At 62.6% G+C, this 26972-nt stretch carries 22 protein-coding genes; 13 read left to right on the forward strand and 9 right to left on the reverse strand.

The window, feature by feature from the left end; genetic code table 11:
- Positions 1-60: 60 nt before the first annotated feature.
- Positions 61-1020, reverse strand: coding sequence for an NAD(+)/NADH kinase (locus RIG82_04320; GenBank protein ID MEQ9460157.1), 960 nt, complete (start codon positions 1018-1020; stop codon positions 61-63).
- A gap of 70 nt (positions 1021-1090) precedes the next feature.
- Between RIG82_04320 and RIG82_04325 the strand changes: the two genes are divergently transcribed.
- Positions 1091-2068, forward strand: a complete 978-nt coding sequence (locus RIG82_04325; GenBank protein MEQ9460158.1) for an alcohol dehydrogenase catalytic domain-containing protein — start codon at positions 1091-1093, stop codon at positions 2066-2068.
- Between the two features lie 173 nt (positions 2069-2241).
- Positions 2242-2868 carry a hypothetical protein gene (locus RIG82_04330; GenBank protein MEQ9460159.1) on the forward strand — a complete coding sequence of 209 codons (627 nt, stop codon included), beginning with the start codon at positions 2242-2244 and terminating at the stop codon, positions 2866-2868.
- Positions 2869-2871: 3 nt separating this feature from the next.
- On the opposite strand, the gene RIG82_04335 is transcribed toward RIG82_04330, so the two are convergent.
- Positions 2872-3744: an undecaprenyl-diphosphate phosphatase gene (locus tag RIG82_04335; GenBank protein ID MEQ9460160.1), complete on the reverse strand. Its 873-nt coding sequence runs from the start codon at positions 3742-3744 to the stop codon at positions 2872-2874.
- A 153-nt stretch (positions 3745-3897) separates the two neighbouring features.
- On the opposite strand from RIG82_04335, the gene metH reads away from it, so the two are divergent.
- On the forward strand, positions 3898-7455 hold the full coding sequence (gene metH / locus RIG82_04340) for a methionine synthase (GenBank protein ID MEQ9460161.1): 3558 nt from the start codon (positions 3898-3900) through the stop codon (positions 7453-7455).
- Positions 7456-7464: 9 nt separating this feature from the next.
- On the opposite strand, the gene RIG82_04345 is transcribed toward metH, so the two are convergent.
- Positions 7465-8199 (reverse strand): DUF4328 domain-containing protein, encoded by a 735-nt coding sequence (locus RIG82_04345; protein ID MEQ9460162.1) that lies wholly within the window; start codon positions 8197-8199, stop codon positions 7465-7467.
- Positions 8199-8939, reverse strand: coding sequence for a DUF4328 domain-containing protein (locus RIG82_04350; protein ID MEQ9460163.1), 741 nt, complete (start codon positions 8937-8939; stop codon positions 8199-8201). The genes RIG82_04345 and RIG82_04350 overlap by 1 nt, the downstream gene beginning before the upstream one ends.
- A gap of 183 nt (positions 8940-9122) precedes the next feature.
- Between RIG82_04350 and RIG82_04355 the strand changes: the two genes are divergently transcribed.
- The 6 genes from RIG82_04355 to trpS all read left to right on the forward strand — a co-directional run bounded on the left by RIG82_04355 (position 9123) and on the right by trpS (position 15595).
- Positions 9123-9689 carry a YceI family protein gene (locus tag RIG82_04355; protein ID MEQ9460164.1) on the forward strand — a complete coding sequence of 189 codons (567 nt, stop codon included), beginning with the start codon at positions 9123-9125 and terminating at the stop codon, positions 9687-9689.
- A 72-nt stretch (positions 9690-9761) separates the two neighbouring features.
- Positions 9762-10664 (forward strand): hypothetical protein, encoded by a 903-nt coding sequence (locus tag RIG82_04360; GenBank protein MEQ9460165.1) that lies wholly within the window; start codon positions 9762-9764, stop codon positions 10662-10664.
- Between the two features lie 22 nt (positions 10665-10686).
- Positions 10687-11613, forward strand: a complete 927-nt coding sequence (locus RIG82_04365; GenBank protein MEQ9460166.1) for an NAD-dependent epimerase/dehydratase family protein — start codon at positions 10687-10689, stop codon at positions 11611-11613.
- 23 nt (positions 11614-11636) lie between these two features.
- On the forward strand, positions 11637-13913 hold the full coding sequence (locus RIG82_04370; protein MEQ9460167.1) for a UvrD-helicase domain-containing protein: 2277 nt from the start codon (positions 11637-11639) through the stop codon (positions 13911-13913).
- The gene (locus tag RIG82_04375; GenBank protein ID MEQ9460168.1) at positions 13910-14578 is read left to right on the forward strand and encodes a phosphoribosylanthranilate isomerase; all 669 of its coding nucleotides are present in this window, start codon (positions 13910-13912) and stop codon (positions 14576-14578) included. The genes RIG82_04370 and RIG82_04375 overlap by 4 nt, the downstream gene beginning before the upstream one ends.
- Positions 14579-14590: 12 nt before the next feature.
- Positions 14591-15595, forward strand: coding sequence for a tryptophan--tRNA ligase (trpS, locus tag RIG82_04380; protein MEQ9460169.1), 1005 nt, complete (start codon positions 14591-14593; stop codon positions 15593-15595).
- A 30-nt stretch (positions 15596-15625) separates the two neighbouring features.
- On the opposite strand, the gene fliS is transcribed toward trpS, so the two are convergent.
- Both fliS and fliD read right to left on the reverse strand, forming a co-directional pair.
- The gene (gene fliS / locus RIG82_04385) at positions 15626-16078 is read right to left on the reverse strand and encodes a flagellar export chaperone FliS (GenBank protein MEQ9460170.1); all 453 of its coding nucleotides are present in this window, start codon (positions 16076-16078) and stop codon (positions 15626-15628) included.
- 108 nt (positions 16079-16186) lie between these two features.
- The gene (gene fliD, locus RIG82_04390) at positions 16187-19363 is read right to left on the reverse strand and encodes a flagellar filament capping protein FliD (GenBank protein ID MEQ9460171.1); all 3177 of its coding nucleotides are present in this window, start codon (positions 19361-19363) and stop codon (positions 16187-16189) included.
- A 71-nt stretch (positions 19364-19434) separates the two neighbouring features.
- Here fliD and RIG82_04395 point away from each other — a divergent pair, with 71 nt between their 5' ends.
- Entirely contained in the window at positions 19435-20358 is a 924-nt protein-coding gene (locus tag RIG82_04395) for a hypothetical protein (GenBank protein ID MEQ9460172.1), read from the forward strand.
- Between the two features lie 2 nt (positions 20359-20360).
- On the opposite strand, the gene RIG82_04400 is transcribed toward RIG82_04395, so the two are convergent.
- Positions 20361-21206, reverse strand: a complete 846-nt coding sequence (locus RIG82_04400) for a uracil-DNA glycosylase (GenBank protein MEQ9460173.1) — start codon at positions 21204-21206, stop codon at positions 20361-20363.
- Positions 21207-21502: 296 nt separating this feature from the next.
- On the opposite strand from RIG82_04400, the gene RIG82_04405 reads away from it, so the two are divergent.
- The 3 genes from RIG82_04405 to RIG82_04415 all read left to right on the forward strand — a co-directional run bounded on the left by RIG82_04405 (position 21503) and on the right by RIG82_04415 (position 25066).
- Positions 21503-22027, forward strand: coding sequence for a polymer-forming cytoskeletal protein (locus RIG82_04405; GenBank protein MEQ9460174.1), 525 nt, complete (start codon positions 21503-21505; stop codon positions 22025-22027).
- Between the two features lie 103 nt (positions 22028-22130).
- Entirely contained in the window at positions 22131-22679 is a 549-nt protein-coding gene (locus tag RIG82_04410; protein MEQ9460175.1) for a polymer-forming cytoskeletal protein, read from the forward strand.
- Positions 22680-23038: 359 nt separating this feature from the next.
- Entirely contained in the window at positions 23039-25066 is a 2028-nt protein-coding gene (locus RIG82_04415; protein MEQ9460176.1) for a polysaccharide lyase 6 family protein, read from the forward strand.
- Here the strand turns inward: RIG82_04415 and RIG82_04420 are convergent.
- Together RIG82_04420 and RIG82_04425 are read right to left on the reverse strand one after the other, a co-directional pair.
- Positions 25060-25407 carry a helix-hairpin-helix domain-containing protein gene (locus RIG82_04420; protein ID MEQ9460177.1) on the reverse strand — a complete coding sequence of 116 codons (348 nt, stop codon included), beginning with the start codon at positions 25405-25407 and terminating at the stop codon, positions 25060-25062. The genes RIG82_04415 and RIG82_04420 overlap by 7 nt on opposite strands.
- On the reverse strand, positions 25404-26921 hold the full coding sequence (locus tag RIG82_04425; protein ID MEQ9460178.1) for an endo-1,4-beta-xylanase: 1518 nt from the start codon (positions 26919-26921) through the stop codon (positions 25404-25406). Before RIG82_04425 ends, RIG82_04420 begins: the two co-directional genes overlap by 4 nt.
- Positions 26922-26972 lie beyond the last annotated feature (51 nt).

Consider the following 26972-nt stretch of genomic DNA (forward strand, 5'->3'; position numbering starts at 1 on the left):
CGGGGATCGCGCCGGTTAGGCGTTACCCGGAACTACCATCGTCCGGTATGGGGTGGGGCTTTATCGCCTTCTGGGCTGAGCGGCCCAGCGCATCTTGTAGGAGAGCATGGTCCAATAATTGTGATCGGGATTATGGATCAGGCGGACTCGTGAGGGGTGCCTCCTGACCAGGAGCTGCTGGCCGTCGGCGAGGGGCGAGAGTTTCTGGCCGTCAATGACCAGGGTGGTGCCCTCGTTCGCGCGGAGGACCTGGACCCAGACCTCGCAACTGGCATTGAAGACGATCGGGCGGAAGGCGAGAGACTGCGGGGCAAGGGCGGAGATGACCAGGCCGTCGATGCCGGGGGAGAGGATGGGCCCGCCTGCGGAGATGTTGTAGGCGGTGGACCCCGAGGGTGTGGCGATGATGAGACCATCTCCGCCAAACTGAACGGAGGAGTGAAGGGTGCGGCGGGGTTCGATGGCGAGATCGAGGTCGATCATCCGGTACGGGGGGCCAGCGGTGATGACCACATCGTTCATTGCGATCGAGCGGAAGACGGGTTCGGGCATCGCGGCCAAGCCGTCTTGCCCGCCCCACTTGGGCGCGTTGGCGGGGTAGACCAGCGCCTCGATCATCAGCCGCTGGGTAGCGCTGCAGCTACCGGCGATGAGGGCGTCCCAGTGCTGCTTGACGTCTTCGATGGTGAACTCGGCAAGAAACCCGAGCTTGCCGAAGTTGATGCCGAGTAGTGGAATGTCGATGTCGGCGAGGTTGCGGGACTGGGCGAGCATGGTGCCGTCCCCGCCCAGGACGATCGCCAGGTCGGCCTCGGGGAGGCTGGCGGCCTGATCTTGATTGAGGGAACAGATATCGGGCTCGGAGACGATGATCGCGCGCTCGCTGAGCCAGGGGCGGAACGATTCGAGGGCCTCGGCAACGTCGCTCTTTTCCAGGTTGGCCAAGATGATCACACGCGGCCGCTCGGGGAGCGGGCTGACGTCGCGGGGATCGGTCATGGGGTCCTGAGTTTGTGTCATGGCTGTAGTGTACGCGCTGCGGTCCCTGACTCAGATCGGCAGGAACGGCGATTAAGCCGATAGGAAACTCATGCAGGCACTCGTACTGGACCAGGATGGTGGCGTCAGGCTTAAGCAGGATCACGCCGAGCCGCGTGCCCGGACGGGTGAAGTCGTGATCCGCCCGCTGCTGATGGGCGTGTGTTCGACGGACCTGGAGTTGGCGAAGGGTTATATGGGCTTTGCGGGGGTTCTCGGTCACGAGTTCGTGGGCGAGGTGATCGAGGCGACGGACGAGAGCGGCAAGGCGTGGCTCGGCAAACGTGTGGTCGGTGAGATCAATGCCGTGTGCGGGGCGTGTGATCTGTGCCTCAAGGGTCTGCGTGAGCATTGTCGGTCGCGGACGGTGCTCGGTATTCAGGGGCGAGACGGCGTGTTCGCAGAGCGGTTTTCGCTTCCTGTCAAGAACCTTCACGAGGTGCCGGGGCATGTGAGTGACGAGCAGGCGGTGTTTGTGGAGCCCTTGGCGGCGGCGTATCAGGTCGTGCGGCAACTCACCGTCGAGGGTCGTCCCTATGTCACGGTGCTGGGTGATGGGCGGCTGGGTTTGCTTTGTGCGCAGGTGCTCGGCGAGTTGAACGCGACCGTGCGACTGATCGGTAAGCATCCTGAGAAGCTGGCGCTGGCGGAGAAATGGAAGGTGCGTCATCGCCTGCTTGGCGATGTCGGGCTGCGGCAGGATCAGGACATGGTGATCGACTGCACCGGCTCGGCGGAGGGGCTGACCACGGCGCTCGGGATGGTTCGCCCGCGTGGGACGATCGTGCTCAAGACAACGGTGGCGGTTAGCTCGTACCCGGAGCCGGTGGACTTGTCGCGGGTGGTGATCGATGAGATCACGGTGATCGGTAGTCGTTGCGGTCCGTTCGGGATGGCGTTGGATGCACTGGCGCGCGACGCCGTGGATGTCGTGAGTCTGATCAGTCGTCGCGCGAAGCTGTCGTCGGGCGGGGAGATTCTGGCCGCGGCGAAGCAGCCTGGTGTCATCAAGGTGCTGGTCACGCCCTGAGGCCTGAACCACGCGTGAGGGGTTATTGGACCGGTAAATCGGGTGGAATGCCTCTGGGCCAGCCTAACTCGGTGCGGGTAACTGTCGATAGCTCTGGTGGGTGGAATCACGGCGCGCGAGGTGCGACGTGCTGAGGCCGGTAGTCCCGCTGGCCTGGAACTGGAGTGACTCCCATGCGTGGGTGGTCGATTGGATTAACGCTGGGGATGCTGCTGGCGGCCGTGACGACGGCGGATGCGGCCACGCTGCGCTGGTCCGGGACGATCACGATGAGCAGCGGTCCGATCGGCGGGCTGGTTCCCGTGGGGAGCACCTGGGTACTGACTGCGCAGTACCCGGATAGTCCGGTGGATCAGGACGCGAGCGATCCGGACGTGGGGCGTTACCGCGCGACCTCGGCCACGCTGGTGGCGGGGACGTTTAATCTCACACAGTTTGTCAGCAGCACGCTGGACCTGACAATCCGCAATGATTTCGACACCGGCGCGGGGACGATCGATCGCGCGACGTTCTCTTCGACGTTTGCTGCGGGGTCGATGCTGGCGGACATCGGGACGTTGGCGAGTTTCTTCTCGAACGATGCGTTCCCCGCTCAAGGATTGAACATCGCGGACTTCCCGGACCCGATCCCCGGGGTGGTCTACGACACGCGGCAGTTCGACATCATCATCGGCGTCTCGCGGCTGATCGGGATGGTGGAAGAGCTCACGAACACGGGCCCGCCTGTGATGACGATTCCTGCACCGGGGACGGGGCTTCCGTTGTTGATGGTGCTGTTGTCACTGCGTCGGAGGGTCTGAGACTCAGGGCGTGATCCCCGTGTCATCCGAGAGGATGCCAGCGAGCACCAGGGCCGCGACGGTGATCCCGAGGGCTACGCGATACCAACCGAACACGGCGAGGCCATGCCGTTGGAGGTAACTGACCATCCATCGCACGGCGACAACGGCGGAGGCCCAGGCGGCGATGGTCCCGATGAGCATGGGCGTCCAGCCGTAGGCTTCGAGCATCACCGGCCCGGCGTCGATGGCTTTGTAGAGCGTCGCAGCGAGCAGGGTGACGACGCCGATGAGGAATGAGAACTCGACGGCGGCGACAAGACTCAGTCCAACGAGAACACCCGCGACAATCGTCATCAGCGAGCGACTGGTACCGGGCCACATCGCGACACACTGGAGCAAGCCGATGATCAGCGCCATGCGCCAGGTCATGTCGTCGATGCCCAGACCGGGTTTGACCTCGGCGACGGGTTCTTTGCGTTTGCGCCAGGCATCGACGATGAGGATGGCAAGACCGCCAATAATCCAGGCGGCGATGATTGGCCAGAGACCGAAGAGGTATTGCTCGATGGCGTCATCAAAGAGACGGCCGAGAATGGCAGCGGGGATGAAGGCGACGATGAGGTTGCGTGTGAGGCGAGCGCCAGCGGGGTCTTTGGCTTTGAGCAGTCCGACGGACCCGAGCGAGCCTAGGACGCCCTGTCGAACCCGCTGGGCGTATAGGCCGAGGACGGCGATGATCGCCCCGCCCTGGATGCAGATGGCGTAGGCGTTGGCGGCCTCGCCGGAGAGCCCCATGGCCCGCTGGGTGAGGATGAGGTGGCCGGTGGAACTCACGGGGAGGTACTCGGTGAGCCCTTCCACGATGCCGAGGATGATCGCCTGCCACCAATCCATGCACTAAACTCCTGATAGATCAAGTCTTAGCATCGGATCAGTGGCCACGGCACCATGATTCATCCTTTTATCCGGATGAATGGATAAATGAATCCATCCGATGTAGGATCAACATCGACCATTTGACCCCCCAGGGCCTTGGAACCAACACTTATGAGCCAGTTTGCAGACCAGATCGCTCGGCGTGTCCTCTTCTTTGACGGAGCTATGGGCACGTCGATTCACTCCATCGAAGACCTCGACCTTGAGCGTGATTACCTCGGTCGTGAGAACTGCACCGAGGCCCTGCTGCTGACGCGGCCGGAGCTGATTCAGGGCATCCACGAGACGTTCCTGGAAGCCGGTGCTGATGGCGTTGAGACCGACAGCTTCAACGCATCGCTCCACACCATGGAGGATCAGGACCTCACGGATCGTGTGTTCGAGTTGAACAAGACGGCTGCGGAAGTGGCGCGGGCGGCGTGTGAGAAGTACGCGACGCCCGAGCGCCCTCGGTTTGTGATCGGGTCGATGGGGCCGGGGACCAAGCTGATCACGCTGGGACAGATCGACTGGGACACGATGTTCGTGTCGTATCGTGAGCAGGTGCGCGGGCTGCTGGCGGGCGGAGCGCATGTGCTGCTGATCGAGACGGCCCAGGACATCCTGCAGGTCAAGTGTGTGATCAACGCGGCGGTCGCTGCGCTCGAAGAGAAGGGTCTGCGGCCAGACACCGGGACCAACGGCGGGGACGTGCCGATCATGGTGCAGGTCACCATCGAGCAGTTTGGCACGACGCTGATCGGAACGGACATCGCGGGCGTCGCTGCGGCGCTCAAGGACTACCCGATCTTCTCGCTGGGGATGAACTGTGCTACCGGGCCTGTCGAGATGGGTGAGCACCTGACTTATCTATCCAAGAACTGGCCCGGGCGGCTGAGTTTGTTGCCCAACGCCGGCTTGCCGATGCTGGTGGAGGGCAAGACGGTGTTCCCGCTTCAGCCAGAACCGTTTGCCGAGAAGGTGGCGGAGTACGTCGAGACCATGGGCCTCAACATCGTGGGCGGCTGCTGCGGAACGACGCCAGCGCACATCACCGGGCTGGTCGAGGCGATCGGTGTCGAGCATCCGCCATCGAGCGTCAGCAAGCAGTCTTGGAAACCAGCGGTGTCGTCGCTGATGGGCTCTGTCGAATACCGGCAGGACAACTCAATTCTGAACATCGGCGAGCGCACCAACGCGTCGGGCTCGCGTGCGTTCAAGCGTCTGCTTGAGGCCGAAGACTGGGACGAGATCATGTCGCTGGCCAAGGAAATGGTGCGCGAGGGCTCGCACGTCATCGACGTGAACGTGGACTACGCGGGGCGTGACAACGCCGCCGACATGAAGCTGATCGTCGGCAAGCTGGTGAACCAGGTCAACGCCCCATTGATGCTCGACTCGACCCAGCCGGCAACGATCGAGGCCGGGCTGAAGGTCGCGGGCGGCAAGTGCATTATCAACTCAGCCAACCTCGAAGACGGCGAAGAGAAGTTCGCTGAGATGTGTGAGCTCGCGAAGAAGTACGGAGCCGGGCTCGTGCTCGGCACGATCGACGAGGACCCGGAAGAGGCGATGGCGCGGACCCGCGAGCGGAAGCTGGCGATCGCTGAGCGGATGTACGACCTCGCGGTCAACAAGTACGGGCTGGACCCGGCGGACCTGATGTTCGACCCGCTGGTGCTGCCGGTCTCGACGGGCATGGACAAGGACAAGCGGTCGGGTCTGGAGACGATCGAGGGCACGCGGCTGATCAGCCAGCGCTTCCCCGAGTGCCAGATCACCTGCGGGTTATCGAACATCAGCTTCGGCCTCAACCCCGCGGCACGTCAGGTGCTTAACTCGGCTTTCCTTTACGAGCTGGTGCAGGCGGGGATGACCTCGGCGATCCTGCACGTCTCGAAGATCCTGCCGAAGAACCGCATCGATGACGCGCAGTGGCAGGCGGCCTTGGACCTGCTCTACGACCGCCCCGCTGAGACGCCTGTGAAGCTCAGCACCGGGGACGAGACCACCGACCCGCTGCAGATCTTTATCGACCTGTTTGCCGACGCGAGCGTGCAGTCGACCAAGGTGGACTTGTCCGAGTTGACCCTCGAAGAGCGGATGCGGCGGCACATCATCGACGGCGAGCAGAAGGGTCTGCCCGAGACGCTCGACGAGGCGATGCAGACCTACCCGCCGCTGGCCATCATCAACGATCACCTGCTTGACGGGATGAAGGTCGTCGGCGAGCTGTTCGGCTCGGGCCAGATGCAGTTGCCGTTCGTGCTGCAGTCGGCGCAGGTGATGAAGAAGGCGGTGGCGCACCTCGAACCGCACATGGAGCGCGTCGAGGGTCAGACCAAGGGCACCATGCTGCTGGCGACGGTGCGCGGCGACGTGCACGACATCGGTAAGAACCTTGTCGACATCATCCTGACCAACAACGGCTACACCGTGCACAACATCGGGATCAAGATCCCGGTCAATGAGATCATTGCGAAGTACCACGAGACCAAGCCGGACGCGATTGGGCTGTCGGGGCTGCTGGTGAAGTCCGTCAACGTGATGGAGGAGAACCTCAAGGAACTCAACGCGCAGGGCATCGACATCCCGATGATCCTCGGCGGGGCTGCGCTCTCGCGGCACTACTGCGAGAGCCACCTGCGCAGCATCTACAAAGGCCGGGTGTTCCACGGCACCGACGCTTTCGAGGGCCTGCGGCTGATGGATTGGATCGTCAATGACCGGATGGACGAGCTCGATAGCGAGATCGAGACCCGACTGAGCAAGCGAGCGCAGACCGATGAGAAGCTCGCCGTGATGGCCGAGAAGAAGAAGTCCGAGGCCGAAGCGGCAGGCGGGGGCACCGCGGTGGCTGCGCCGGCTCGCAGTGAGGTTGCAACGGACGTGCCGGTGCCGGCCGCGCCGTTCTTTGGCAGTCGGGTGGTCGAGGACATCCCGCTGGACCAAGTGCTGCCGTTTGTCAACAAGATCGCGCTCTATCGCGGGCAGTGGCAGTTCAAGAAGGGCAAACTCTCGGACGAGGATTACGAACGGCAGATCAAGGACGAGGTCGAGCCGATCTTTCAGGGCCTGCGCCAGCGGGCGAAGGATGAGGGCTTCCTGTCGCCTCAGGTGGTGTACGGCTACTACCCGTGCCAGAGCAGCGGGGACGACCTGATCCTGTTCGACCCCGAGGATCACGACCGGGAGATCGAGCGTTTCAGCTTCCCCCGTCAGCCAAGCCGTAAGCGGATGTGTATCGCGGATTTCTACCGGTCGGTGGAATCGGGCGAGAAGGACGTGATCGGCCTGAGCTGCGTGACGGTCGGTCACGAGGCGAGCCGGATCGCCAAGAAGCTGTTCGACGCCGACGACTACCAGCAGTACCTCTACGTTCACGGCTTTGGCGTCGAGACCGCCGAGGCGCTGGCGGAGCTGTGGCACAAGCGCATGCGCGCCGAACTGGGTATCGGCAACGATGACAGCTCGACCATCCGCGAGCTGTTCACCCAGCACTACCGCGGGTCGCGCTACAGCTTCGGCTACCCGGCGTGCCCGGAGATGTCCGACCAGGAAAAACTGTTCCGCCTTCTGGAGCCGGAGCGGATCGGCTGCACGCTGACCGAGAACTGGCAGATCGACCCCGAGCAATCGACCTCGGCGATCATCGTGCATCATCCGGAGGCGAAGTATTTTAATGTGTGAAACAGAGTATCAGTACCAATCCAGGACCCGCTCTGCTTGCTGCTGAAGCCTTATCGAGATACTTGCGATGACTCTCAGGCAATACAAACAAGCAAGCACTTCGAGTATCAGAATGACTCCTGACTGAAGCAGCAGCATGATGAATCCATAACTCACAAACCTGTTCATAAGACTATCCGGGTCAGACGCGATATTGCCAAGCATGTAAGCCATCGTGACGGTGAAGACGATCATGTAAAACACCGGTTGAAGAAGATCAAGTATCCACCACTTCACAGCATCAGCAAGTGTGTGCTCAACACTGTAAACACCATCTGCTTCGGGTGTGGATGCCCTGACCACTCGTCGAATCATCAGATATGGAACGAACCACCAGGCGATCGGAATCAGCCACCAGACCCAGGCCATGGTCGGTGAAGTACGGACTGAGTTGTCTCCAAGAGCGAGCAGGTTAGTGACGATCCTGTGACACCAGACCAGAAAAACAATGCCCGCGAAAAGGTAAGCGATCTGCGTGATCCAGTCTGTGATCTGCGTGGCGAGAGCCACCCCAATGGACAATGCGGACTCCGGCTGCGTGCCAGGCTCATGGGTGTAGGCGCTGTCTCCCAGAATAAGCGATGCAGCCAGCAGAGCCATGAGGTTTAGCAGCATCATGGCAATGTATAGCCAAGTAGTGATGGCCACCCAGCGGCTGAGTTCGCCGTGAGGAAGATAGTCTTCGGGGGTGTAGCTTCTCACCATCACAACCCCCGATACCGCCCGCCCCCCAGATTCGGCGGGAGGTTGACCTCGTCCGCTTTCTGTTGCTGCATCTGAGCAAAGACGACCTCGGCTTTCTCGTCCTGCATGCGCGAGTAGTCGCGGACCATACCGATGAGATAGACCGCCGACGTGATCCCGGCCACTACAGAAAACGCGCTGAAGATCATCGCCGCCTGCGCGTTGTTCTGATCGATCATGGTGCTGGCAATGCCGTCGCAGAGCCCGCCAAGCAGAACCATCGCCCACCAGATCGCGACGCGGCTGGGGGTCGGGTCGGAGAGGTGATCGATGTCGCCGGTGTCCTCCCTCGCCGCCAGAGCGATCTGCTTCATCACCCTGAAGGGCATCACGAGGTTGGCGAACGGGACCAGGTGCCAGAGCCAGGCACCGTGTGGGCTCGCCGCCACGCCACGGACACCCAGCGCGTGGCTGTTCTTGATCGCCCGGTACATCCAACGGAAGTAGAACACGATCGAGGCAATGGCCGCGACGAGAAAGAGCAGCCAGCAGAAACCCATCAGGGTTGCCAACAGGGCCTCCTGATCGGAGACGTACTCGACGTCGAGATCATCCCACGTCTGCGGGAACTGCTGCCTGCCGATGGCATCAAGCGCCGTCGCGGGGAGCAGCGTCACATAGGTGGCGATCGTTGTGACGACCACCCATCCCCCAAGGGCTTTGGGCGATCGGTACTCGTCGGCGTAGACCTGTGTTCTCATGCGGGACTCCCGGTTAGGCCCTGAAAGCATAAGGTTTTCGCCGACCGCCCGCGATGGCGGTTGCTGCCGATCGCGTTCCGGAATATAGTTGTTGGAACAAGGAATAAGCCGCCCCGCTGCGGTGTTAGCACGGGACGGCTAATGTTGATGGACACGATTGATACCACGAACCGGAGACCCGCCATGCTTCGCAACCTGATGATGGTCACGACCCTCGCCGTGATGGCCCTGACCGCGCCTGCCTGGGCTCAGGAGACCTACGAACTGGACACAGCTCACACCTCGATCGTCTTTAAGGTCGATCACGCGGGCCGGAGCTTCACGTGGGGTCGGTTCAACGACTTCAACGGCAGCTTCACGATCAACCGCGAGAACCCCGAGCAGTCGCGCTTCGGCTTCACGGTGCAGGCCGAGAGCCTCGACACCAACCACGACCGCCGCGATGGCCACCTGCGCTCCGGCGACTTCTTCAACGTCGCCCGTTACCCCGAGATCACGCTCACGAGCAAGACGATCGAGCCCATCGAGGACGGTCTGCGTGTCACCGCTGACCTGACGCTCCTGGGCGAAACCCGTGAAGTGACCTTCGACCTCGCCGAGATGGCCGAGGGTGAGGCCCGTGGCAACTACTACAAGGGCTATGACACCGAGCTGACCATCCAGCGCTCCGACTTCGGCATGGAGTACGGCCTGGGCGGGATCGGCGACGACGTGACCCTCTATGTCAGCTTCGAGGGCATCCGCCAATAATCCCCCCCGCATTAGGCTTCGAGTCCCCCGTCAAGCGAAGGGGGCACGAGGCTCAGACATTGGAGATTGGTGATGCAGCCGGACGACCCGCAGTGGATCTTGATGGGCGTGCTCCCGCAGGCCGTGGCGGTTGGGGTGGTGACGCTGATCCTGACGCTGCTCCTCGGCAAGCTGATGCCGAGAAAGGCCGCCGCTGCGATTGTGCTTGGCGTCTCGGCGGCGTTTGTCTGGAGTTGGCTGACGATCCTGGGGATGCCGGACTGGCCGCCTTCGACCGAGCGCGACTGGCTGCTGGTCGCGGTGCTGCCCGGAGCGATGGTGATCGGCCTGCTGTCGAGTCTGAGCAAGATTGAACCCGTCGTATGGATCGGGCGGGTGATGCTGTACGCCGTGATTCCGTATCTCGCGGTCGTGGACTCGCCTTATCTCGATGCTGAATCGTCACGCGGCTGGCGTGAAGCGGAGCGGGCTCTATGGCTAGGCGGACCCGCAGCAGCACTGCTGATGATCCGGGTGCTGATGGCGCTGCGTGGGCGTGGTGACACGGCTCGGCATCGCGGGTTAGCCGTTGGCGTCACCGGCATCGCAACCGGAGCCCTGTGCCTGATGTCCGAGGCGGCGGGGACCGGGCAGTTGGCGATCGCACTTGGCGCCGGGCTTGTTGCGGCTGGTGTTGGTTTGTTGATCACACGGTCGGGTCCGATACAAGCAAGACTTGAAGACGTGGCCCTCCCGGTACTCGGGATGCTGATGCTCAGCGGGATTCAGTTCGGCGGGGTGTCGGTGCGGCACGCATTGACTCTGACCGCGGGCCTGACCGCGTGGGCAGCGCTCGGCGTGATCCCGATTCTGTCGAGCCTCCCGCTGATCGGCTGGTTGGGCCGATGGGTCGTGATGCTCGGGCTCATCGCATGGCCGCTGGCCGAGACGGCGATCGCTTTTTCGCAGGATCAGTCGGACGACTACGGCTACTGATCCGATGCCCTACCATCGGGTGATGGCTCACGACGCGCCCACGACAACACCCGCCACGCTCATCATCGGCTGCGGCTACCTCGGCCGCCGTCTCGCCGAGCGTTTGATTGCCAGCGGGCAGCCGGTCTACGGCACCACCCGTGGAGAGAGCCGTGCTCGTGAACTGGCGAGACTGGGCGTGCGCCCGCTCATGCTCGATGTCACGCAGAAGCTCACGTTGACGGCGTTGAAACCCGCGATCGACGAGCCCGCCATTAATGTCGCCTACATGGTTCCTCCGGGCCGGCCGCGAACGCATCCGGGGCCTGAGGTGACGGTGCGAGAAGGGATCGCCAACACGGTGCGGGCACTCAAAGGGGCAACGGTGCGGCGTGCGGTGCTGGTGTCATCCACAGCGGTCTATGGCGGGGCGTCGGGTGAACGTGTTGACGCTGACACGTCCGCGCGACCGGCTCACACTCGCGGGCAACTACTGCTCGATGGCGAAAACTCATGGCTCGCTGGCGGCGATGCGTTTCGCGTGCTCCGGCTGGCGGGGATCTACGGCTGCGGTCGTGTCGTCGGATTGGAGGCGGTGAAGAATCAATCGCCGCTCATCGGTGATCCTGAGGCGCTACTCAATCTCATTCATGTCGAGGATGCCGTCTCGCTGCTTGACGCCATGCTCAACACGTCCTGTGGCCGGATTGAGGTCGGTGCCGATGGCCACCCCCCTGCTCGCCAGGCGTACTACAGCGACCTCGCCGCACGGCTTGGTGTCGACCCGCCTCGGGTGATGACCGAAGCCGAGGCGCAGGCCGAGCTGGGCATTGACCCCGCTTCACTCCGTCGCGCCGGATCGAAGTTTGTCGATCCTGGACCGACCATTCAGCGCACCGGTTGGCGGCCGCGTTTCATCGATCACCGCATCGGGCTTGATGATGCCCTAAGCGACCCCGCCGAAGGCTGAACCGGCCCTGCTACACTGACGGCATGCATCGAACGGACCTCGATCCACACACCGCTGGCCTCGACCCTCTTCTCGACGGGCTCACCGAGCCCCAGCAGGAGGCGGTGGTTCACGTCGATGGCCCGCTGCTGGTCCTCGCCGGCCCCGGTTCGGGCAAGACCCGGGTGATCACCCGGCGGATCGCCCACTTGATCGAGCGCGTCGGCATCGCGCCCTGGAACGTGCTGGCCATCACGTTTACCAACAAAGCCGCCGGCGAGATGCGCGAGCGTGTCGGCCAGCTCCTGACCGAGCGTCAGTCTCGGGCGGTCACCATCGCCACGTTCCACAGCCTGTGCGCCCGGCTGCTGCGGATCAATGCGGAACGACTCGACCTGCCGCCCGGTTTTTCGATCTACGACACCGCCGATCAGAAACGCGCGATGAAAGAGGTGCTCTCCGACCTGGAGATCAGCACGAAGAACTTCCCGCCCGCCTCGATGCTCTCAGCGATCAGCACCGCCAAGAACGATCTGATCGACGCCGAGACCTTCGCCCGCGAGGCTCAGGATTTCTACCGCAAGACCGTCGCCCGGGTCTACACCAAGTACACCAAGGTCCTCAAGCGGAATCACGCCCTGGACTTTGATGACCTGCTGATGCGGACCGTCGACCTGCTCGAAGGCGTCCCCGAAGCCGCCGCGGAGCTGCGCGAACGCTACCAGTACATCTTGGTTGATGAGTATCAGGACACCAACGGGGCCCAGTTCCGCATCGCCGAGCTGCTGGCCCAGGGCCACAAGAACCTGTGCGTGACCGGCGACCCGGATCAGTCGATCTACGGCTGGCGCGGGGCCAACATCCAGAACATCCTCGATTTTGAGAGCCACTTCCCCAACGCGCTGACGGTTCGGCTCGAACAGAACTACCGGTCGAGCGCCGTGATCCTGCGTGTCGCCGACGCGCTGATCCGCAACAACCGGGCGCGCAAGCACAAGGCCCTGTGGACCGACAACGCCGACGGCGAACCGGTCACGGTCTCCCGCTGCCGGGATGAGCACCACGAGGCCAAGTGGGTCGTCGATCGGTTCAAAGAGCTCAACGAGGAGGGTGTCGCCTGGGGCCAGATGGCGATCTTCTACCGGATGAACAGCCTCAGCCGTGTGCTGGAAGAGGCGTTCCGAGACGCGGGCATCCCGTATCAGATCGCTCGCGGGACCGCGTTCTACGACCGCGCCGAGATCAAGGATGCGCTCGGTTATCTCCAGGCGATCGTCAATCCGGCGGACGAGGTCGCGTTGCTGCGGATCATCAACACGCCCACCCGGGGCATCAGCGACAAAACGGTCAAGGCCATTCAGGCCACAGCGACACGCCACGACCTGGGCTTCATCGACCTGATGCATCGCCCGAACGATGTCGCGGAACTCGGCACCCGCGCGGTGACGAGCGTCGAGGCGTTCGCCACCAGCATGAAACGCTGGCGTGCGTGGACCGATCCATCCCAACCGGACGCCGCCGACCGCCCGGCGAGCCTCCGTGACCTCGTCGATCAGGTCCTCCGGGAATCCGGGTTGCACAAGCACTACGCTGAAGACAAGTCGGACCCCGATCGCGAGCGTCTGGCCAACCTCGCCGAGCTGGTCACCTTCGCACAGCAGTTCGAGGAGCATTTCCTGCTGGAGACGGTTGAAGAACTCGGCCAACCAACGCCGCACCTTGGCGACCGGCTGCTTGCCCTGCTCGAACGGGTCGCGCTGGTCTCGGATGTGGATGGCGTGGCCTCGGATCAAGGCTCGGTCACGATGATGACCCTGCACGCGGCCAAGGGGCTGGAGTATCCGACAGTCGCGATCGTCGGCGTCGAGGATGGCCTGCTCCCGCACGACCGCTCGCAAGGCTCTGAGCGCGAGATCGAGGAAGAACGCCGCCTGCTGTTCGTCGGTATCACCCGTGCGATGAAACGACTCTTCCTGACTCATGCGAAATACCGAGCCAGTTATGGCCAGTCCATCGCGACGATCCCGTCGCGATTCCTCAGCGAGTTGCCGCGCGAAGAGCTGATCCAGGTCGAGCCCGAGTCAGCGGAGATCGATGACTTCCTCTCCGCGGCCAGCGCGCGACTCCAACGACGCTCCGCGATGATGCAGGAGAGCGCCTACCCGGAGGGTTCGCTCGTCCGCCACCCGCAGTTCGGCCTCGGACGTGTCCTCGATGTCGCGGCCTCGGGTGCCCACACCAAAGCCCGGGTCCAGTTCAACACCGCTGGCACGAAAACCCTGATCCTCCAATACGCCCGGCTGGAGCTGGTCGAGTCATGAGCGTGCGGACCCGGATCAAGATCTGTGGGATTCGTCAGCCCGATCACGCCCGTGCGGCGGTTGCCGCAGGAGCCGACGCCATCGGGATGGTGTTCGTTGAAGGATCACCACGGCGTGTAACGCTCGAGGAGGCCCGTGCCGTCGCTGCGGCCGTCCCGGCGTTCGTCGATCTGGTGGGGCTGTTTGCCGACCACCCCGCTGAGGAGACCCGGAGGATCGCAGAGGCCACCGGCATCCACACGATTCAGCTTCACGGCCATGAGTCGCCGGGGATCCTCGAACAACTCCGGGACCACCGGGTCATCAAAGCCCTGCCCTTCACCGATGATGCCTTCGCCCAACACGGCGACTGGCTGCACAACCCCCGCGTTCGGGCCATCCTGTGGGATACCCCGCCCGAAGCTGATGGAGCGTGGGGCGGAACCGGGAAAAAACTGCCCTGGCATCACCTCGCGCAGCTCCTCGACACCGCCGAAGCCGGCGGATGGCCGCCGGCCATCCTCGCCGGCGGGCTCAACGCCGAGAACGTCGGTGACGCCATCGCCACCGTGCATCCCTACGCCGTGGACGTCTCCTCGGGCGTGGAGTCATCGCGTGGGAACAAAGACATCCTGATGATCGCCACTTTCTGCCGTGCAGTGCGCGCAGCGGATGCCACTCGCTAAGCTCATCCACCCATGACCGACTCGACTCCCATGAAACGCGTGCTCTCCGGCATCCAGCCCTCCGGCCAGTTGCACCTGGGCAACTACACCGGCGCGATCAAACAGTTCATCGACCTGCAGGCCGATCACGAGATGTTCATCTTCATCGCCTCCTACCACGCCCTGACTTCGGTGCGGGACCCCGAGGTGCTGCGCGCCAACATCCGCCAGGTGGCGATCGATTACATCGCCTTCGGGCTCGACCCCGAGCTGGCGAATGTGAGCCTCTACCGCCAGCAGGACGTGCCCGAGGTCACCGAACTCGCCTGGCTGCTCGGCTGCGTCTGCCCCAAGCACATGATGGACAAGGCGACCAGCTTCAAGGACAAGGTCGCCCGCGGGCTCCAGGCATCGATCGGCCTCTATACCTACCCGGTGCTCCAGGCCGCCGACATCCTGTCCGTCGATCCCGACCTCGTGCCGGTCGGCAAGGACCAGGTCCAGCACTGTGAGATCACCCGTGACCTCGCCCAGAAGTTCAACCACCACTTCTGCCCCGAGGATCAACCGGTCTTTCGGCTGCCGGATTACCGCATCCGTGAGGCGGCCGCCGTCCTACCGGGCATCGACGCCCAGAAGATGAGCAAGAGCTACGACAACACCATCGACCCGTTCATGGATGAAAAACCGCTCCGCAAGCGCATCATGAAGATACTGTCGGACGCCACGCCGCTCGAAGACCCCAAGGATCCCGAGGCCGACACCACGTTCCAGGTTTTCCGCGCGATCGCAGGCGAAGACGATCCGCGAACCGCCGACCTCGCTGCTCGCTACCGCGCTGGTGGGCTCGGCTACGGCCACGCCAAACAGGAACTGTTCGAGTTGATTCTCGAAAGCTTTAGCGTAGCGAGACAACGCCGAACTGAGTTGATGAACGACCCCGGCTACATCGAGCAGGTTCTCAAGGACGGTGCGGAACGGGCGCGAGCCAAGGCACGCGAAGTGCTCGACCGTGCACGGTCTGCCGTCGGTCTCTGATCCCGGTCTAGAAGAGAAGATTGACGGGTCTTAGGCGCTCTTGGAGAGACCGTCGAGCGCGGTCTGCTGCGCCTGAGGCGTCACGCCATCCTGCTGGTCAACCCCGCTGCTCTTTTCGATCAGCAGTTGCCAGGTCTCACGCTCGTAGGCGACCAGCTTGGCAGCTTCTTCGATTTTAGCGGCATCGCGGGTCATGTTGGCGTCGATCAGCAGCTTGTAGATGTAGTTGTACAACGCGGTGAGCTTGTCGCAGATCTCAGGAGCCGCATCCCGATTCAGGCTCGTCGATAGCTCCAGGACGATCTTCTGGGCCTTGACCAGGTTCTCGTAGCTCTGCTCAAAGTTCTTCGCCTCCAGACCGGTCTTGGCCTGATGGCAGAACCGCAGGCAGCCGTCGTAGAGCATCAGCCGCAGCTCTTCCTTGCTGGCGGTCATCACCTTGGTGCGGAGGTACGGGTTGGGTCCTTTGGGCTTACTGATCACGTCTTGTTCTTCCGCGAGAGGCCGGGGGCGGGGTTACGACACCCCGCGTGCTATCGGGAGGTTCAAGGGCCCTTCGTGAGCCCGCGGGCATCAACGACCGATAAACCGCTAGGTCAGGTTCAGCGGGCCGATCGACTGGATCTGTGACAGCGACGAGCTCTGCGACTGGAGCTGAGCCAACGCCTGTTCCATCGCAAAAAACTGTGCCTCGAGTCGGGCTCGCTGACGATCCAGCCCCTCGTTGAGGTCCACGATACGATTGCGATTCGACTCGATCTGGTCACCGATGAGCGTCGTCCGGAGCTGGATGGTGCCATCAAACGCGTTGGTCAGGTTGGCCAGCAGGTCGTCGATCTCCGCCATCACACCCACCGGCACGACGGTGGTGGTGTCATCCTCCTCGTTCTCAACGGTTCGCCGCTGAGTGAACAGGTTGATCACCGAGCTTCGGTCCTGCTCCAGTGCGTTGTCGAATCGTTCCTGGTCAAACGACAAGACCCCGCCCGAGCCAATACGAATCCCCACCTGCGACAGCGCCCGGAAGGAGCCGGTCAACTCGCCGTTCGCTCCGGTGACCGAGTTAAACAGACGGCTGCGGATCTGAGATACCGTCGAGTCGCCGAGGAGCAGCCCGCGTTCCTCGGTCTCGGTGTCGAACGCGTCGTACTGATCGATGGTCTCGATCACCGAGTTGAAACTCTCAACAAACGACCCAATCGTCGTGCTGATCGCGCTGGTGTCCTCGTTGATGTTGATCGTGACCGGATTGCTGCTGGTGCCCGTCAGCGAGATGCTCGCGCCCGGGATCAGGCTGTTGAGCGAGTTGGTGCTCGACGTAATCAGCACATCCTTCGAGTCACCCAGAAACACCGCCGCGTCCTGAGCCTGAGTCAGCGTCTGGGTCTTAAAACCAAGCCCGCCGTCGTCGAATACAAAAGCACCGGCCTCTCCAGCGTTGCGGGCCGTCAGATTGAGCCGGAACCCGCCCGCCGGATTGCCGTCGTTGATCACCGTCGCGATCGCCGGGCCTCCCGCATCGTTGATCCGCGTGGCCAGGTCCTGAAGCGTCGTCACATCCACAATCACCGAACCGTTGATCTCGTTGAGCGCTGGGTCGGTCGATCCAACAAGGCCAAGGTCCTCAGCGAAGGTCGATTCATTGATGGCCTCGATCCGCAGGGCCGCCCCCCCGCCGGTGTTGTCCGTCGCGATCAGGCCGGTCTCCGCATCATTCACGGCAATCGTCAGGCTGCGGCTGCCGGTCACGGCCTCGACACCCGCCTCGATGAACTCGATCACGTCCTGCAGGCTGACCGAGCCGCCGTCGCCATCGAAGCTCGCGTCTACATCGTCGTAGTCCAGCTCGATCTCCGTGCCGTCCTTGAGCGTGATCTTGATGTCGTTCTGGCCGGTCACACTCCCCAAGCCGTCGCCATCGTTGAGGGTCTCGACATCGGTAGAGAGCGTCAGCGACTGACTCGAAAAGCTGATCGAGGTCTCGAACGAGCCGTTGAAGTCCGCGCCAGGGTCATCCGCTTCGCCGAGTAAGCCAAGGTTTGCCGCGGTACTCGACCCTCGCTCCTCGACGGTGATCGCCTGCACCGCAGCAACCCCCGTGGCCCTGGTGTCCTCAAGAAGGATGCCGTCGCCGTTGTCGTTGATGCGCGCGTTGAGGCTCAGCCCCTTGGAGTTGATCTCAAGGATCACGTCGGCAAGCGTCTGCTCGTTGCCCTGGGTCAGATCGACGACCGCCGAACTACCAAGACTGTCGGTGACGGTGAACTGCCCGCGGGTCACGTTGAGCTTGTCGAGCCGGGTCGCCTCGGAGATGTACTTGAGTTGAAGGTTCCCGCCGTTGACCGTCTTGCTGATGTGCGTGCCGTCGATGCCCAACTGGCTGGCCAGCTCGCCCGCGGCCAGATCGGTGATCTCAAGACTCCCGGCACCGCCCGAAGCGTCGGTGATCGTCAGGCCGTTGCCCGCCGAGTTGACCGCCGCCGTGACACCTAGCCCCGAGGTCGCGGTGTTGAACTGATCCACCAGATCGCTGATCGAATCGGCCCCGCTGAGGTCAAAGCTCACGCTGGAGCCCGCGGCGTTGGTCACCTGGATCGAGTCAGTGAGGTTCAACCCTTGCCCGCCACGGAGATTTTTGACCAGCTTGGAACCCAGCTCGGCGAGGAGGCGTTCGCCGGTGACCTCGTCCGATGCCACATTGGCCACCAACCCAAGATCGGTCGCGGCCTGGCTCCCCGCGCCGTTGGCGACGACCAGATTGCCCACCCCGCCGGTGTTATCGACGAGGGTGAGACTGGCTCCATCGCGGACCCCGCCATCGGAGATCTTCGCGGTGACGTTCCCGCCGGTGGCCGCAGAGATCGCATCGATCACGTCGCCGAGGTTGCCAGCCTCTTCGAGCACGACGTTGTAGTTCGTGCCGTTGCGGTCGGTGATCTTGAGGTCCGAGCCGCCGTTGTCCACGCGCACGCCGTTGCCATCGTTGAGGCTGGTGAGTAGCGAATCACGGCCCAGGAAGTTGAGCCGAGCGGAGACAAGGGTGCCGTTGGCGGATGATGCGTTGCTGTTGTCCACCCCGCCGCTGACGGAGAGTCCGAGGCTCGCTGCGGTCTCGGATTCGATCACCGTCAGCGTCCCGCTGCCCCCGCTGATGTCGGACAGCTTCAGACCGTCGTCGGCAATCGAGGCCCGGACGCTCACGCCTGTGTTGGTGTTGATGGCCTTGATGACGTCTTCAAGGCTGACTGCGGAGGACAGGTCAATGTCCGCTGTCCTGCCGGACTGATCCGTCAGTGTCAGGATCCCGCGGGTGATTCCCTCTCCGCCATTGAGGACGCTGAGTCGTGTGTTGGCGGTCAATCGGGATTCGTTGCGGTCGAAGCTGATGGTCCCGCCTGCCAACGGGGTCACGTCGGCGTCCTTGAACCCCTTGGAGATCGTCTGCTGCGAGCGCACCAGCCGTGAGACCGTGAAGGTGTAGGAGCCGGGCGTCGCACTGACCGTGCTGGTCGCTGTGGCGACGCTTTCGTTACTGGATGAGGCGTTGGTGCTCCTGAAGACCGTCGAGCGTGATAGCTCAGAGGCACTGGACTTAAAGGACAGCAGCTTGGCGTTGATGTCCTGAAAAGCGACAGACTGGGCCTGGAGGATGGCGTTGCGCTGCTCGACCTGCCGGCGCGGACCGGTCTGGATGCTGATCAACTGATCGATCAGGCTGGCGGTATCGATTCCGCTGATCAGACCGACCCCTGATGTAATCTGTCCCATAGCACACCTCAGCGGGAGCGCATCGCTCCCACCCACTAGATCGGGTCCCTGAACAGGCGAGCTTGAACCCCATGAACCAGCATCCTGCAACTTACAGCGGCACACTCCCCCTGACCGTCACCGCTTTGGCCCTGTTTTTATGGGTCCTTCTGGGCGTGCTGAGCCCAATGGGCATCGCTCAGACCGAGCGCACAGCCTCAATCGGTCACACAGTCTATGTTGAACTTGATTCTGCCCCGTTCCCGCATGCTTCGCGGTCGGCGGGATACACGCGACGCGAGACTTTTTATTCGGCGGAGGAGCACTATTCGGACTCGACGGTGATGATTTTCACGCCAGAGGGGTATCACCCGGGCGAGACGGTGGATGTGCTGGTGTACTTCCATGGTCACGGCAACCATGTCAGGCGATCGGTCGAGGAGTTTGGGCTGCGGGAGCAACTGGTCAACTCGGGGCGTCAACTGGTGCTGGTGTTTCCGCAGGGGCCTTATGACGTGCCGGACTCCTCAGCGGGGAAGCTGGGGGATGATGGTGGCCTTAAGTCGTTGATGGACGAGGTGTTGCCACACCTAGCCGTGGAAGGGGTGAGTCCTGAGTTGGGTGAGATCGTGCTGGCGGGACACTCGGGAGCGTATCTGGCCATCGGGCGGTGCCTGGCAGTGGGCGGTGTGGGCGAGCACATCAACGAGGTTCATCTGCTGGATGCGACGTATGGGCAGTGGGAGGAGATTGTCGATTGGGTGGCGGCGGATCCGGCGCAACACAAGCTGTTTTCTGTGTTTACGAATCATCTGGCGGCGGCGAACGTTGAGTTGATCACGCGGCTGGAGGCGGCTGGAATCACGACGACGCTGACGGGCGACCGGTTTGAGACGCTGGGGGATGGGCCGTGGCCGCCCCGGGTCTTTGTGCACGCTGTGCTTAGCGATCATGGGCAGGCGGTTGGCTGGCTGGAGCGGTCGTTGCGGGCGCGGGGCCCGCGGGTGGTGGAGTGAGATCAGGAGGCGGGTTTTGGGGGTGCGGGGGGTGTGCGGCCGAGTTTTTCGAGGACGGCGCAGAGGTCGGACCAGACTTTCTTTCGGTTCTCAACTGTATATGAACGCAGGAGATAGGCGGGGTGGAAGGTGGGCATGACGGGGACGGGTGGGTTGAAGGCGGGGTAGGTGTGCCAGGTGCCGCGGATGCGGGTGATGCCTTCTGCGGTGGCGAGGATGAGCTTGGCGGCGGGCCCGCCGAGGGTGACGATCGCTTTGGGCTGGATGGTCTCGATCTGCTTTTTGAGGTAGCCCGAGCAGGCTTCGACCTCGTCGGCCTGAGGGTTTCGGTTGCCGGGTGGTCGGCATTTAACCACGTTGGCTATATAGACTTCTGATCGTTCGAGGCCCATGGCGACGATCTGTTTGTCGAGGAGTTGGCCAGCGCGGCCGACGAAGGGGCGGCCTTGTTCGTCTTCGTTCTGGCCGGGGCCTTCGCCAATGAACATGATGTCGGCGTCGGGGTTGCCTTCGCCGAAGACGGTCTGAGTGCGGCCAGCGGCGAGCCCGCAGGCGGTGCAGGTGCTGACCTGGGCGCTCAAAGACTGCAGGATGTCGAGTTTTTGGGGATGTGTAAGCGTTTGCATCGGGACCGACTCGTCAATCAAACGTGGTGAAACGGTGTTAGATACGTTGCTTTGTGCGCGCGCCGGGGCTGAATGTTGCTCAGTGTTGGTTTTGGATTTTTCGGTCGAGGGGGTTACGGGTGGGGTGATTGTTTCGTGCGCACGGATGGGGACGGCATCGACGCCGAGGAGCTGGTCGGTGATGAGTTGCTGACGGAGTCGTCGGTGGTCGCGGGAGTCCATGGGGTCAGGATACGGGGTCGGGGTTATGGGTGTTTGGGGGGTGGCTGCGCTTGCGGCGGCTAGGTGGGTGGGTTGTGTTTGAGGGGATGGGCCCAGAGGCTTGCGCCTCTGGCTCGTGACACGCTTGGTTTGTGTTTTGGGGGTCATACAGATGAAGAGGGGATGGGTGTTGGTTGGTTTTGTTGCGAAGGTCCGAGAAGTCTGTGTGCGGGTGTGGTGGAGGTCGGGTGTCCGATACGGAGGTTTGCCAGCGGAGCCGCGCGGCTTCGTACCCCAGCCAGAAGGAGTCTGACCCCATGCCATCCGAAGCCCAGAACAACAACCGCACGGTCCTCGGCGCTGACTGCCATATCGCCGGTGATCTTTCGATCGACAACGACGCTATTTTGAACGGTCAGTTCGAGGGCGAGCTTCGGGTGACGCGGTCACTTGAGGTTGGTTCTTCGGCTCGTGTACGCGGGACGATCGTCGCGGGTGCGGTGATCATGTCCGGCGAGGCCGAGGCGGTGATCGTGGCTGAGACGGCGGTGCACCTGCTGTCGGGCTGCCGGATCAAGGGTCGTATTTATGCCCCGCAGCTTCAGGTCGAGGAGGGCGCGTTGTTCGATGGCGAACTGTGTGTCAGCCCGAACGCGATGGAAGCGGCGGAGGCTCACATGAATGGTCGTCGTCAGCAGCAGGCTTCGCGGCCGAGTGGCCAGCGAGAGAGCCACAGCGATGAGAGCGTGCGAACGGTGCCGAGTGCTGTGGCGACGCTGCTGGAGCGTCGTCGTCAGCAGCAGCAGAGTCAGGCCGAGGCGGACTCTGCTCAGGCGGCCTGAGCGGATTTTCTTTGATTTGTTGATGGTTGTGAGCGCCCCGGCGGATTCGATGCCGCCGGGGGCTTTCGTGCGGGACGCTGTCTCTGTGGAGCTGCGCTGAGCGATGCCGATCAAGCCTGCCCTGGGTCGTAGGACGACGAGACGACCGGAACCGCGCGAGCGGCGCTGGGTGAGTTGTCCGACGTGCGGGCGCGGTTTTGATGTGTCGACGCGGGCGGTTTCGGCGACGTGTCCGACATGCACGCGTCATTTTGTTTTTGAGGATGTGATGATCCGTCGTGACACGCGGCGGGATGTTTCGACGATGGGTCATGTGCGGGTGGAGGCGGGGTCGGGGATGATCGGTGAGGTGGTGTGCGGGACGCTGACGATCGCGGGGAAGTATGACGGGGAGGCGACGGTGTTCGGGGCGGCGCTGATTCTGGAGGGCGGGACGTGCCGGGGCTCGGTGCGGGCGCGGAGTCTTGAGGTGCCGTTGGGGACGAGTTTCGTGGGTCGGGCGCACATCGGGACGATGCTGGAAGACGATCCGTTGACGTTCAGCGACTCCCCTCCCGTGCGGTCGGAGCGTGATTTTTCGGCGTTGACATCGCCGGTGAAGACGGTGGTGGCGACGCGGCTGCGTCGGGCTGGGGTGATGAAGGCGGGGTGAGGGGAAGGCGTTGCTCGCGGCGATTGATTGTCACAGTTATTTCACAGATTAATTATCAGTGCGCCCCTTTGGGTTGATCCCGTGAGGCTGGGGGAGAAGTCGCTTATGCGGGGGTGGCCTGTTGAATTAACACTGTAATTAACGCTGATTTTTGTGGTAGATGGCTTCGATGCGGATCACTTGAGGTGTATGGTGGGGTTATTGCGATTCGTGTTTCACGATCTCGATGGTGTTTCAGTGAACCCGCCCGATTCTGATGCGTGTGTTGAGAGAGGTTTTGCTTCGGCGGTGATTCTGATGGCCTTGACGATCTGGTTCTCACTTCTAGAGGTACGTGCAGGATGAAGACTTACCGGTTGATGGGGCACGAAGTGGCCGCGGTGGTGCTGAGTGGTTGTTTTTTTGCTGGTTCGTCGTCGGCGACGATTTTCAGTGTGTCGTCCGCAGACGAAATAGAGACGGCGATGGAGTCGGCTCAGCCGGGTGACACGCTGGTGATGTCGAACGGGGTGTGGACGGATCAGGAGATTGATTTTGCAGGGATTGGGAGTGCTGCGAACCCGATCACACTTCGGGCGCAGACGCCTGGGGGTGTGGTGCTCAACGGGTTGTCGACGCTGCGGATCTCGGGTGACCATCTGGTGGTGGATGGCCTGCACTTTCTGGGCGGGACGATCGAGAACTCGGATCATGTGGTGCAGTTTCGCGGGCCGTTGGGGGAGGCGACGAACTCGCGGTTCACCAACTCGGTGATCGAGTCGTACAACCCTGAGGATTTGAACGACAAGTATCACTATGTGTCGCTTTATGGTCAGAACAACCGTGTGGACAACAACAGTTTTCTGGATCAGCGGAACATCGGGCCTCAGATTGTGGCGTGGCTGGATGAGAGCCCGGCGATGAAGCCGGCGTTGCACCGGATTGATTCGAATCACTTTGGCGATCGGCCGCAGGGGTGGGACAACGGCTTTGAGGCGATCCGTCTGGGAGACAGTGACACGAGTCTGGTGAGTGCGCAGATCGTGGTGGAGAACAATCTGTTTGAGCGTGTTGACGGCGAGATCGAGATCATCTCGAGCAAGTCGGATGACAATATCTTTCGTTACAACACGTTCCGGGAGTCGAAGGGGACGTTGACGCTCCGGCATGGGAACAGCAACCGTGTTGAGGGCAATTTTTTTCTCGGTGAGGGTGCTGAGAACTCGGGTGGGATCCGTGTGGTGGGTGAGGATCACGTGATCGTCAACAACTACATCGCGGATGTGGATGATCAGGCGGACGGTGCGATCTCGTTTGCGGCTGGGATTCCGAACTCGCAACTCAACGGTTATCAGCAGGTGAAGAATGTGCTGATGGCTCACAACACGATCGTGAATGTGAAGGGTGCGGGGATCACGTTTGACTGGGGAATCGGGTCGAGTGGTCGTTCGCTGCTGCCTGAGGACCTAACGATCGCGGCGAACCTGATCTCGAGCGCGCATGCGCCGTTGTTTGAGGGGTCGGAGGGCAGCGGTTACGTGTTTGAGAACAACATTGCTCATGGGGCGGCGTTGGGGATTGCTACGCGGCCGGGGATCAGTCAGGTGGACCCTCAACTGGTGCTGGGGGCTGATGGGTTGTGGCGTCCTTCGGCGGGGAGTCCTGCGGTTGACGGGGCGTCGTCTGGTTATGTGACAGAGGACATGGATGGTCAGGCGAGGATCGGGCTGTTTGATGTTGGGGCTGATGAGTTATCGTTTGCTCAGATTGTGCGGAAGCCGTTGACGACGGGTGACGTGGGGGCTTCGTGGTTTAACTATGTTCCGCCAGAGGATTGGGGTGGCCCGCCGGATTTGCCGCCTGGGGCGTTTATCGTGATTCAGGCTGAGGATTTCACGGCGATCAGTGATCCAGATCAGGATGGTGACATCTGGATGCTGGCGCAGGTTGATGAGGCGTCGGGTGGCGCGGTGATCAAGGCACCAACGGGGAGTCGTTCGGACTCGAGCAGTCACGAGACGCTGGCGTTGTATGACTTGGTGTTCGGTGAGGCGGGTGAGTACACGGCTTACTACCTGGCGCGCGGGTTCAGCGGATCATCCGACAGTTTCTTTACGCCAGATGATTTTGGGGTTGATCCTGACGTGACCGAGAACGTGTCGAGTAATGGCAGTTTTCGCTGGGAGAATGGCGGCGAGTTCGACATTGATCAGGTGCACGTCGGGATGCCGCTTGAGTTCCGATTAGGTCGGCGAGAGGGTCTGACTGAGATCGACGCGATTCTGTTCCACCACAACTCGGGGCTGACGAGCCTTCAGCTTGATGCGATTCTGGCCAGCACCGTTCCGGAGCCGGCGGGATTCGGTCTTTTGCTGGGGCTAGCGGCGTGCGTGAGAGGGCGTCACTGATCGCTGAGACGGACCCAGGGTTGGATGCGTTGGATGGTTTTGGGGCCGATTCGGGGGACGTTGTCGAGTTGGGTCAGGGATTGGAAGTCGCCGAAAGCTTCGCGGTGGTCGGTGATGGCCTGGGCGAGTTTGGGGCCGATGCCGGGGAGGAGCTGGAGAGTGGTGGTGTCGGCGGTGTTGATGTTGATGACCATGCCGGCGGGGGCGGGGGTGATGTCGTTGACGGGGATTGGGTATTGCCACCAGGCGGCGGTGACGGTGGTGTGGGCGAGGAGCAGGAGTGCGATGACGATGAGTCGAGCGTGCCACCTGGCGTTGGATGGTGTTGGGGGGGTGTTCACGCGGTGGCTCGTTTGAGTTTGAGGCGTTTGCGTAGTTCGATGAGTCGAGCGGCGGCGGGTTTGAGTTCGAGAGATTCGGAGAGGAGCCCGGCGAGGGGGAGAGACATGTCGGGGTGGTCGACGGCTTCTTTCCAGAGGACGGTTTCGACGAAGGGTCGAGAGGCGGCGATCTGGGTGACGGCTTCGAGCCAGTGTCCCTGGACGACGGTGTTCCATGGCTTGCGCCAGGTTCCGGCGTGGGCGTCAGCGGGGAGGTCGGAGGAGGGGTCGTTGATCATCTCGGAGGTGACGGGTGCGCTGGGGACGCCGATGACGAGTTGGAGGGGTTTGCCGAGGGTGCCGAAGCGGTCGATGAGGGTGGCGATTTGCATGAGGTCGCGGCAGTACTGGCCGGAGCGGGCCTGGCCCATGAGGATCTGGAGGGAGAAGCCATCGAAGACATTCCCGGCCTGAACGACGAGGTCGGCGTAGAGGGCTGGGGGTATGGAGCGGACGTTGGCGGCGTAGTATTCGCCGAAGGGCTCGCGGATCCCGATGAGGGCGCGAGAGGAGGGTTGGAGGCGTTTGACCAGTCGGGTGGCGGTGCGGGTGATGTCCATCACCTGGTCGAAGGAGAGTGGGAAGTTCTGGTTGACGTGGAGTCCGGAGACGACGTTCCAGACGGAGACGGTGTCTTTGTAGCGGGTGACGACGCGTTCGACGTGGTCGTAGATGAGGTCGCGGAGGGTTTCGTAGTCGTGCTCCCACATGTAGACCCAGTCAGGGACGTGGGAGGGCTCGAAGCTGATGAGGGGTCCGGCGGCGAGGGGGATGTTTTTCTGCTTGGACCATTCGGCCCAGCGGTCCATGTCGTCCCAGGCATTGTCGTCTTCGACTGGCGCGAGGGCGTTCCATGGGGACTGGATGGCGACGAGGGAGCTGATGCCTGCGAGGAGTTTGGTGGTGTGATCGGAGTCGTGGGCCATGGGGACGCCGATGCCCAGGAGGTAGCTGGGCAGTTTTTCGGCGGCGATGCGTCGGTCGAGGAGCAGTTCGGCGTGGGCGAGGACGAGTTCTTCGGTGGCGTCGAGTGCGGCGATGAGGGCGAGGTTGGCGTAGTGGTCGGCGGCGGCGGGGTCATCGTGTTGCTGGCTGAGGGCTTCGATGAAGTTGGTGCGTGCTTCGATCGAGCGTCGGTGGACGGGGTGTTGCTCGGGGAGGTCGAACATCGACCATTCTTCGAGCATGGTGTAGAGCAGCATGAGTCGGTGTCGGGCGAGCTCGATGCTCAGGCGGTAGGGCTCATCTCGATCGGGGAGGAGACAGGTCTGGAGGGTGAGTTCGCCGAGGTCGCCGACGGGGTAGAGGAGGGCGAGTGAGACGGCGATCATCTCGCGGCGATCGACCTGTAGCTGGTGGTCGCTGACGGTGATGGTGGAGCGGAGGGGGTGGCCATCGGGTCCGAGGGTGTGGGCGTTGCGGGCAACCCAGTCGGAGCCGAATCCCTCGCCGGTGGGCAACTGAAACCTGAGCATGGGGTCTCCAGGCGGGCAAAAGGGCCATCGGGGCGGCCCGTGGGTTGAGAT

It is taken from the genome of Phycisphaeraceae bacterium (assembly GCA_040222855.1).
GTDB lineage: Bacteria > Planctomycetota > Phycisphaerae > Phycisphaerales > Phycisphaeraceae > Mucisphaera.

What these genes read in the sequence shown, in the direction of transcription:
- RIG82_04320 (MEQ9460157.1), bottom strand. Translation starts at nt 1,020, where the DNA reads ATGACACAAACTCAGGACCCCATGACCGATCCCCGCGACGTCAGCCCG.
- RIG82_04325 (MEQ9460158.1), top strand. Translation starts at nt 1,091, where the DNA reads ATGCAGGCACTCGTACTGGACCAGGATGGTGGCGTCAGGCTTAAGCAG.
- RIG82_04330 (MEQ9460159.1), top strand. Translation starts at nt 2,242, where the DNA reads ATGCGTGGGTGGTCGATTGGATTAACGCTGGGGATGCTGCTGGCGGCC.
- RIG82_04335 (MEQ9460160.1), bottom strand. Translation starts at nt 3,744, where the DNA reads ATGGATTGGTGGCAGGCGATCATCCTCGGCATCGTGGAAGGGCTCACC.
- metH (MEQ9460161.1), top strand. Translation starts at nt 3,898, where the DNA reads ATGAGCCAGTTTGCAGACCAGATCGCTCGGCGTGTCCTCTTCTTTGAC.
- RIG82_04345 (MEQ9460162.1), bottom strand. Translation starts at nt 8,199, where the DNA reads ATGGTGAGAAGCTACACCCCCGAAGACTATCTTCCTCACGGCGAACTC.
- RIG82_04350 (MEQ9460163.1), bottom strand. Translation starts at nt 8,939, where the DNA reads ATGAGAACACAGGTCTACGCCGACGAGTACCGATCGCCCAAAGCCCTT.
- RIG82_04355 (MEQ9460164.1), top strand. Translation starts at nt 9,123, where the DNA reads ATGCTTCGCAACCTGATGATGGTCACGACCCTCGCCGTGATGGCCCTG.
- RIG82_04360 (MEQ9460165.1), top strand. Translation starts at nt 9,762, where the DNA reads ATGCAGCCGGACGACCCGCAGTGGATCTTGATGGGCGTGCTCCCGCAG.
- RIG82_04365 (MEQ9460166.1), top strand. Translation starts at nt 10,687, where the DNA reads ATGGCTCACGACGCGCCCACGACAACACCCGCCACGCTCATCATCGGC.
- RIG82_04370 (MEQ9460167.1), top strand. Translation starts at nt 11,637, where the DNA reads ATGCATCGAACGGACCTCGATCCACACACCGCTGGCCTCGACCCTCTT.
- RIG82_04375 (MEQ9460168.1), top strand. Translation starts at nt 13,910, where the DNA reads ATGAGCGTGCGGACCCGGATCAAGATCTGTGGGATTCGTCAGCCCGAT.
- trpS (MEQ9460169.1), top strand. Translation starts at nt 14,591, where the DNA reads ATGACCGACTCGACTCCCATGAAACGCGTGCTCTCCGGCATCCAGCCC.
- fliD (MEQ9460171.1), bottom strand. Translation starts at nt 19,363, where the DNA reads ATGGGACAGATTACATCAGGGGTCGGTCTGATCAGCGGAATCGATACC.
- RIG82_04395 (MEQ9460172.1), top strand. Translation starts at nt 19,435, where the DNA reads ATGAACCAGCATCCTGCAACTTACAGCGGCACACTCCCCCTGACCGTC.
- RIG82_04400 (MEQ9460173.1), bottom strand. Translation starts at nt 21,206, where the DNA reads ATGGACTCCCGCGACCACCGACGACTCCGTCAGCAACTCATCACCGAC.
- RIG82_04405 (MEQ9460174.1), top strand. Translation starts at nt 21,503, where the DNA reads ATGCCATCCGAAGCCCAGAACAACAACCGCACGGTCCTCGGCGCTGAC.
- RIG82_04410 (MEQ9460175.1), top strand. Translation starts at nt 22,131, where the DNA reads ATGCCGATCAAGCCTGCCCTGGGTCGTAGGACGACGAGACGACCGGAA.
- RIG82_04415 (MEQ9460176.1), top strand. Translation starts at nt 23,039, where the DNA reads ATGGGGCACGAAGTGGCCGCGGTGGTGCTGAGTGGTTGTTTTTTTGCT.
- RIG82_04425 (MEQ9460178.1), bottom strand. Translation starts at nt 26,921, where the DNA reads ATGCTCAGGTTTCAGTTGCCCACCGGCGAGGGATTCGGCTCCGACTGG.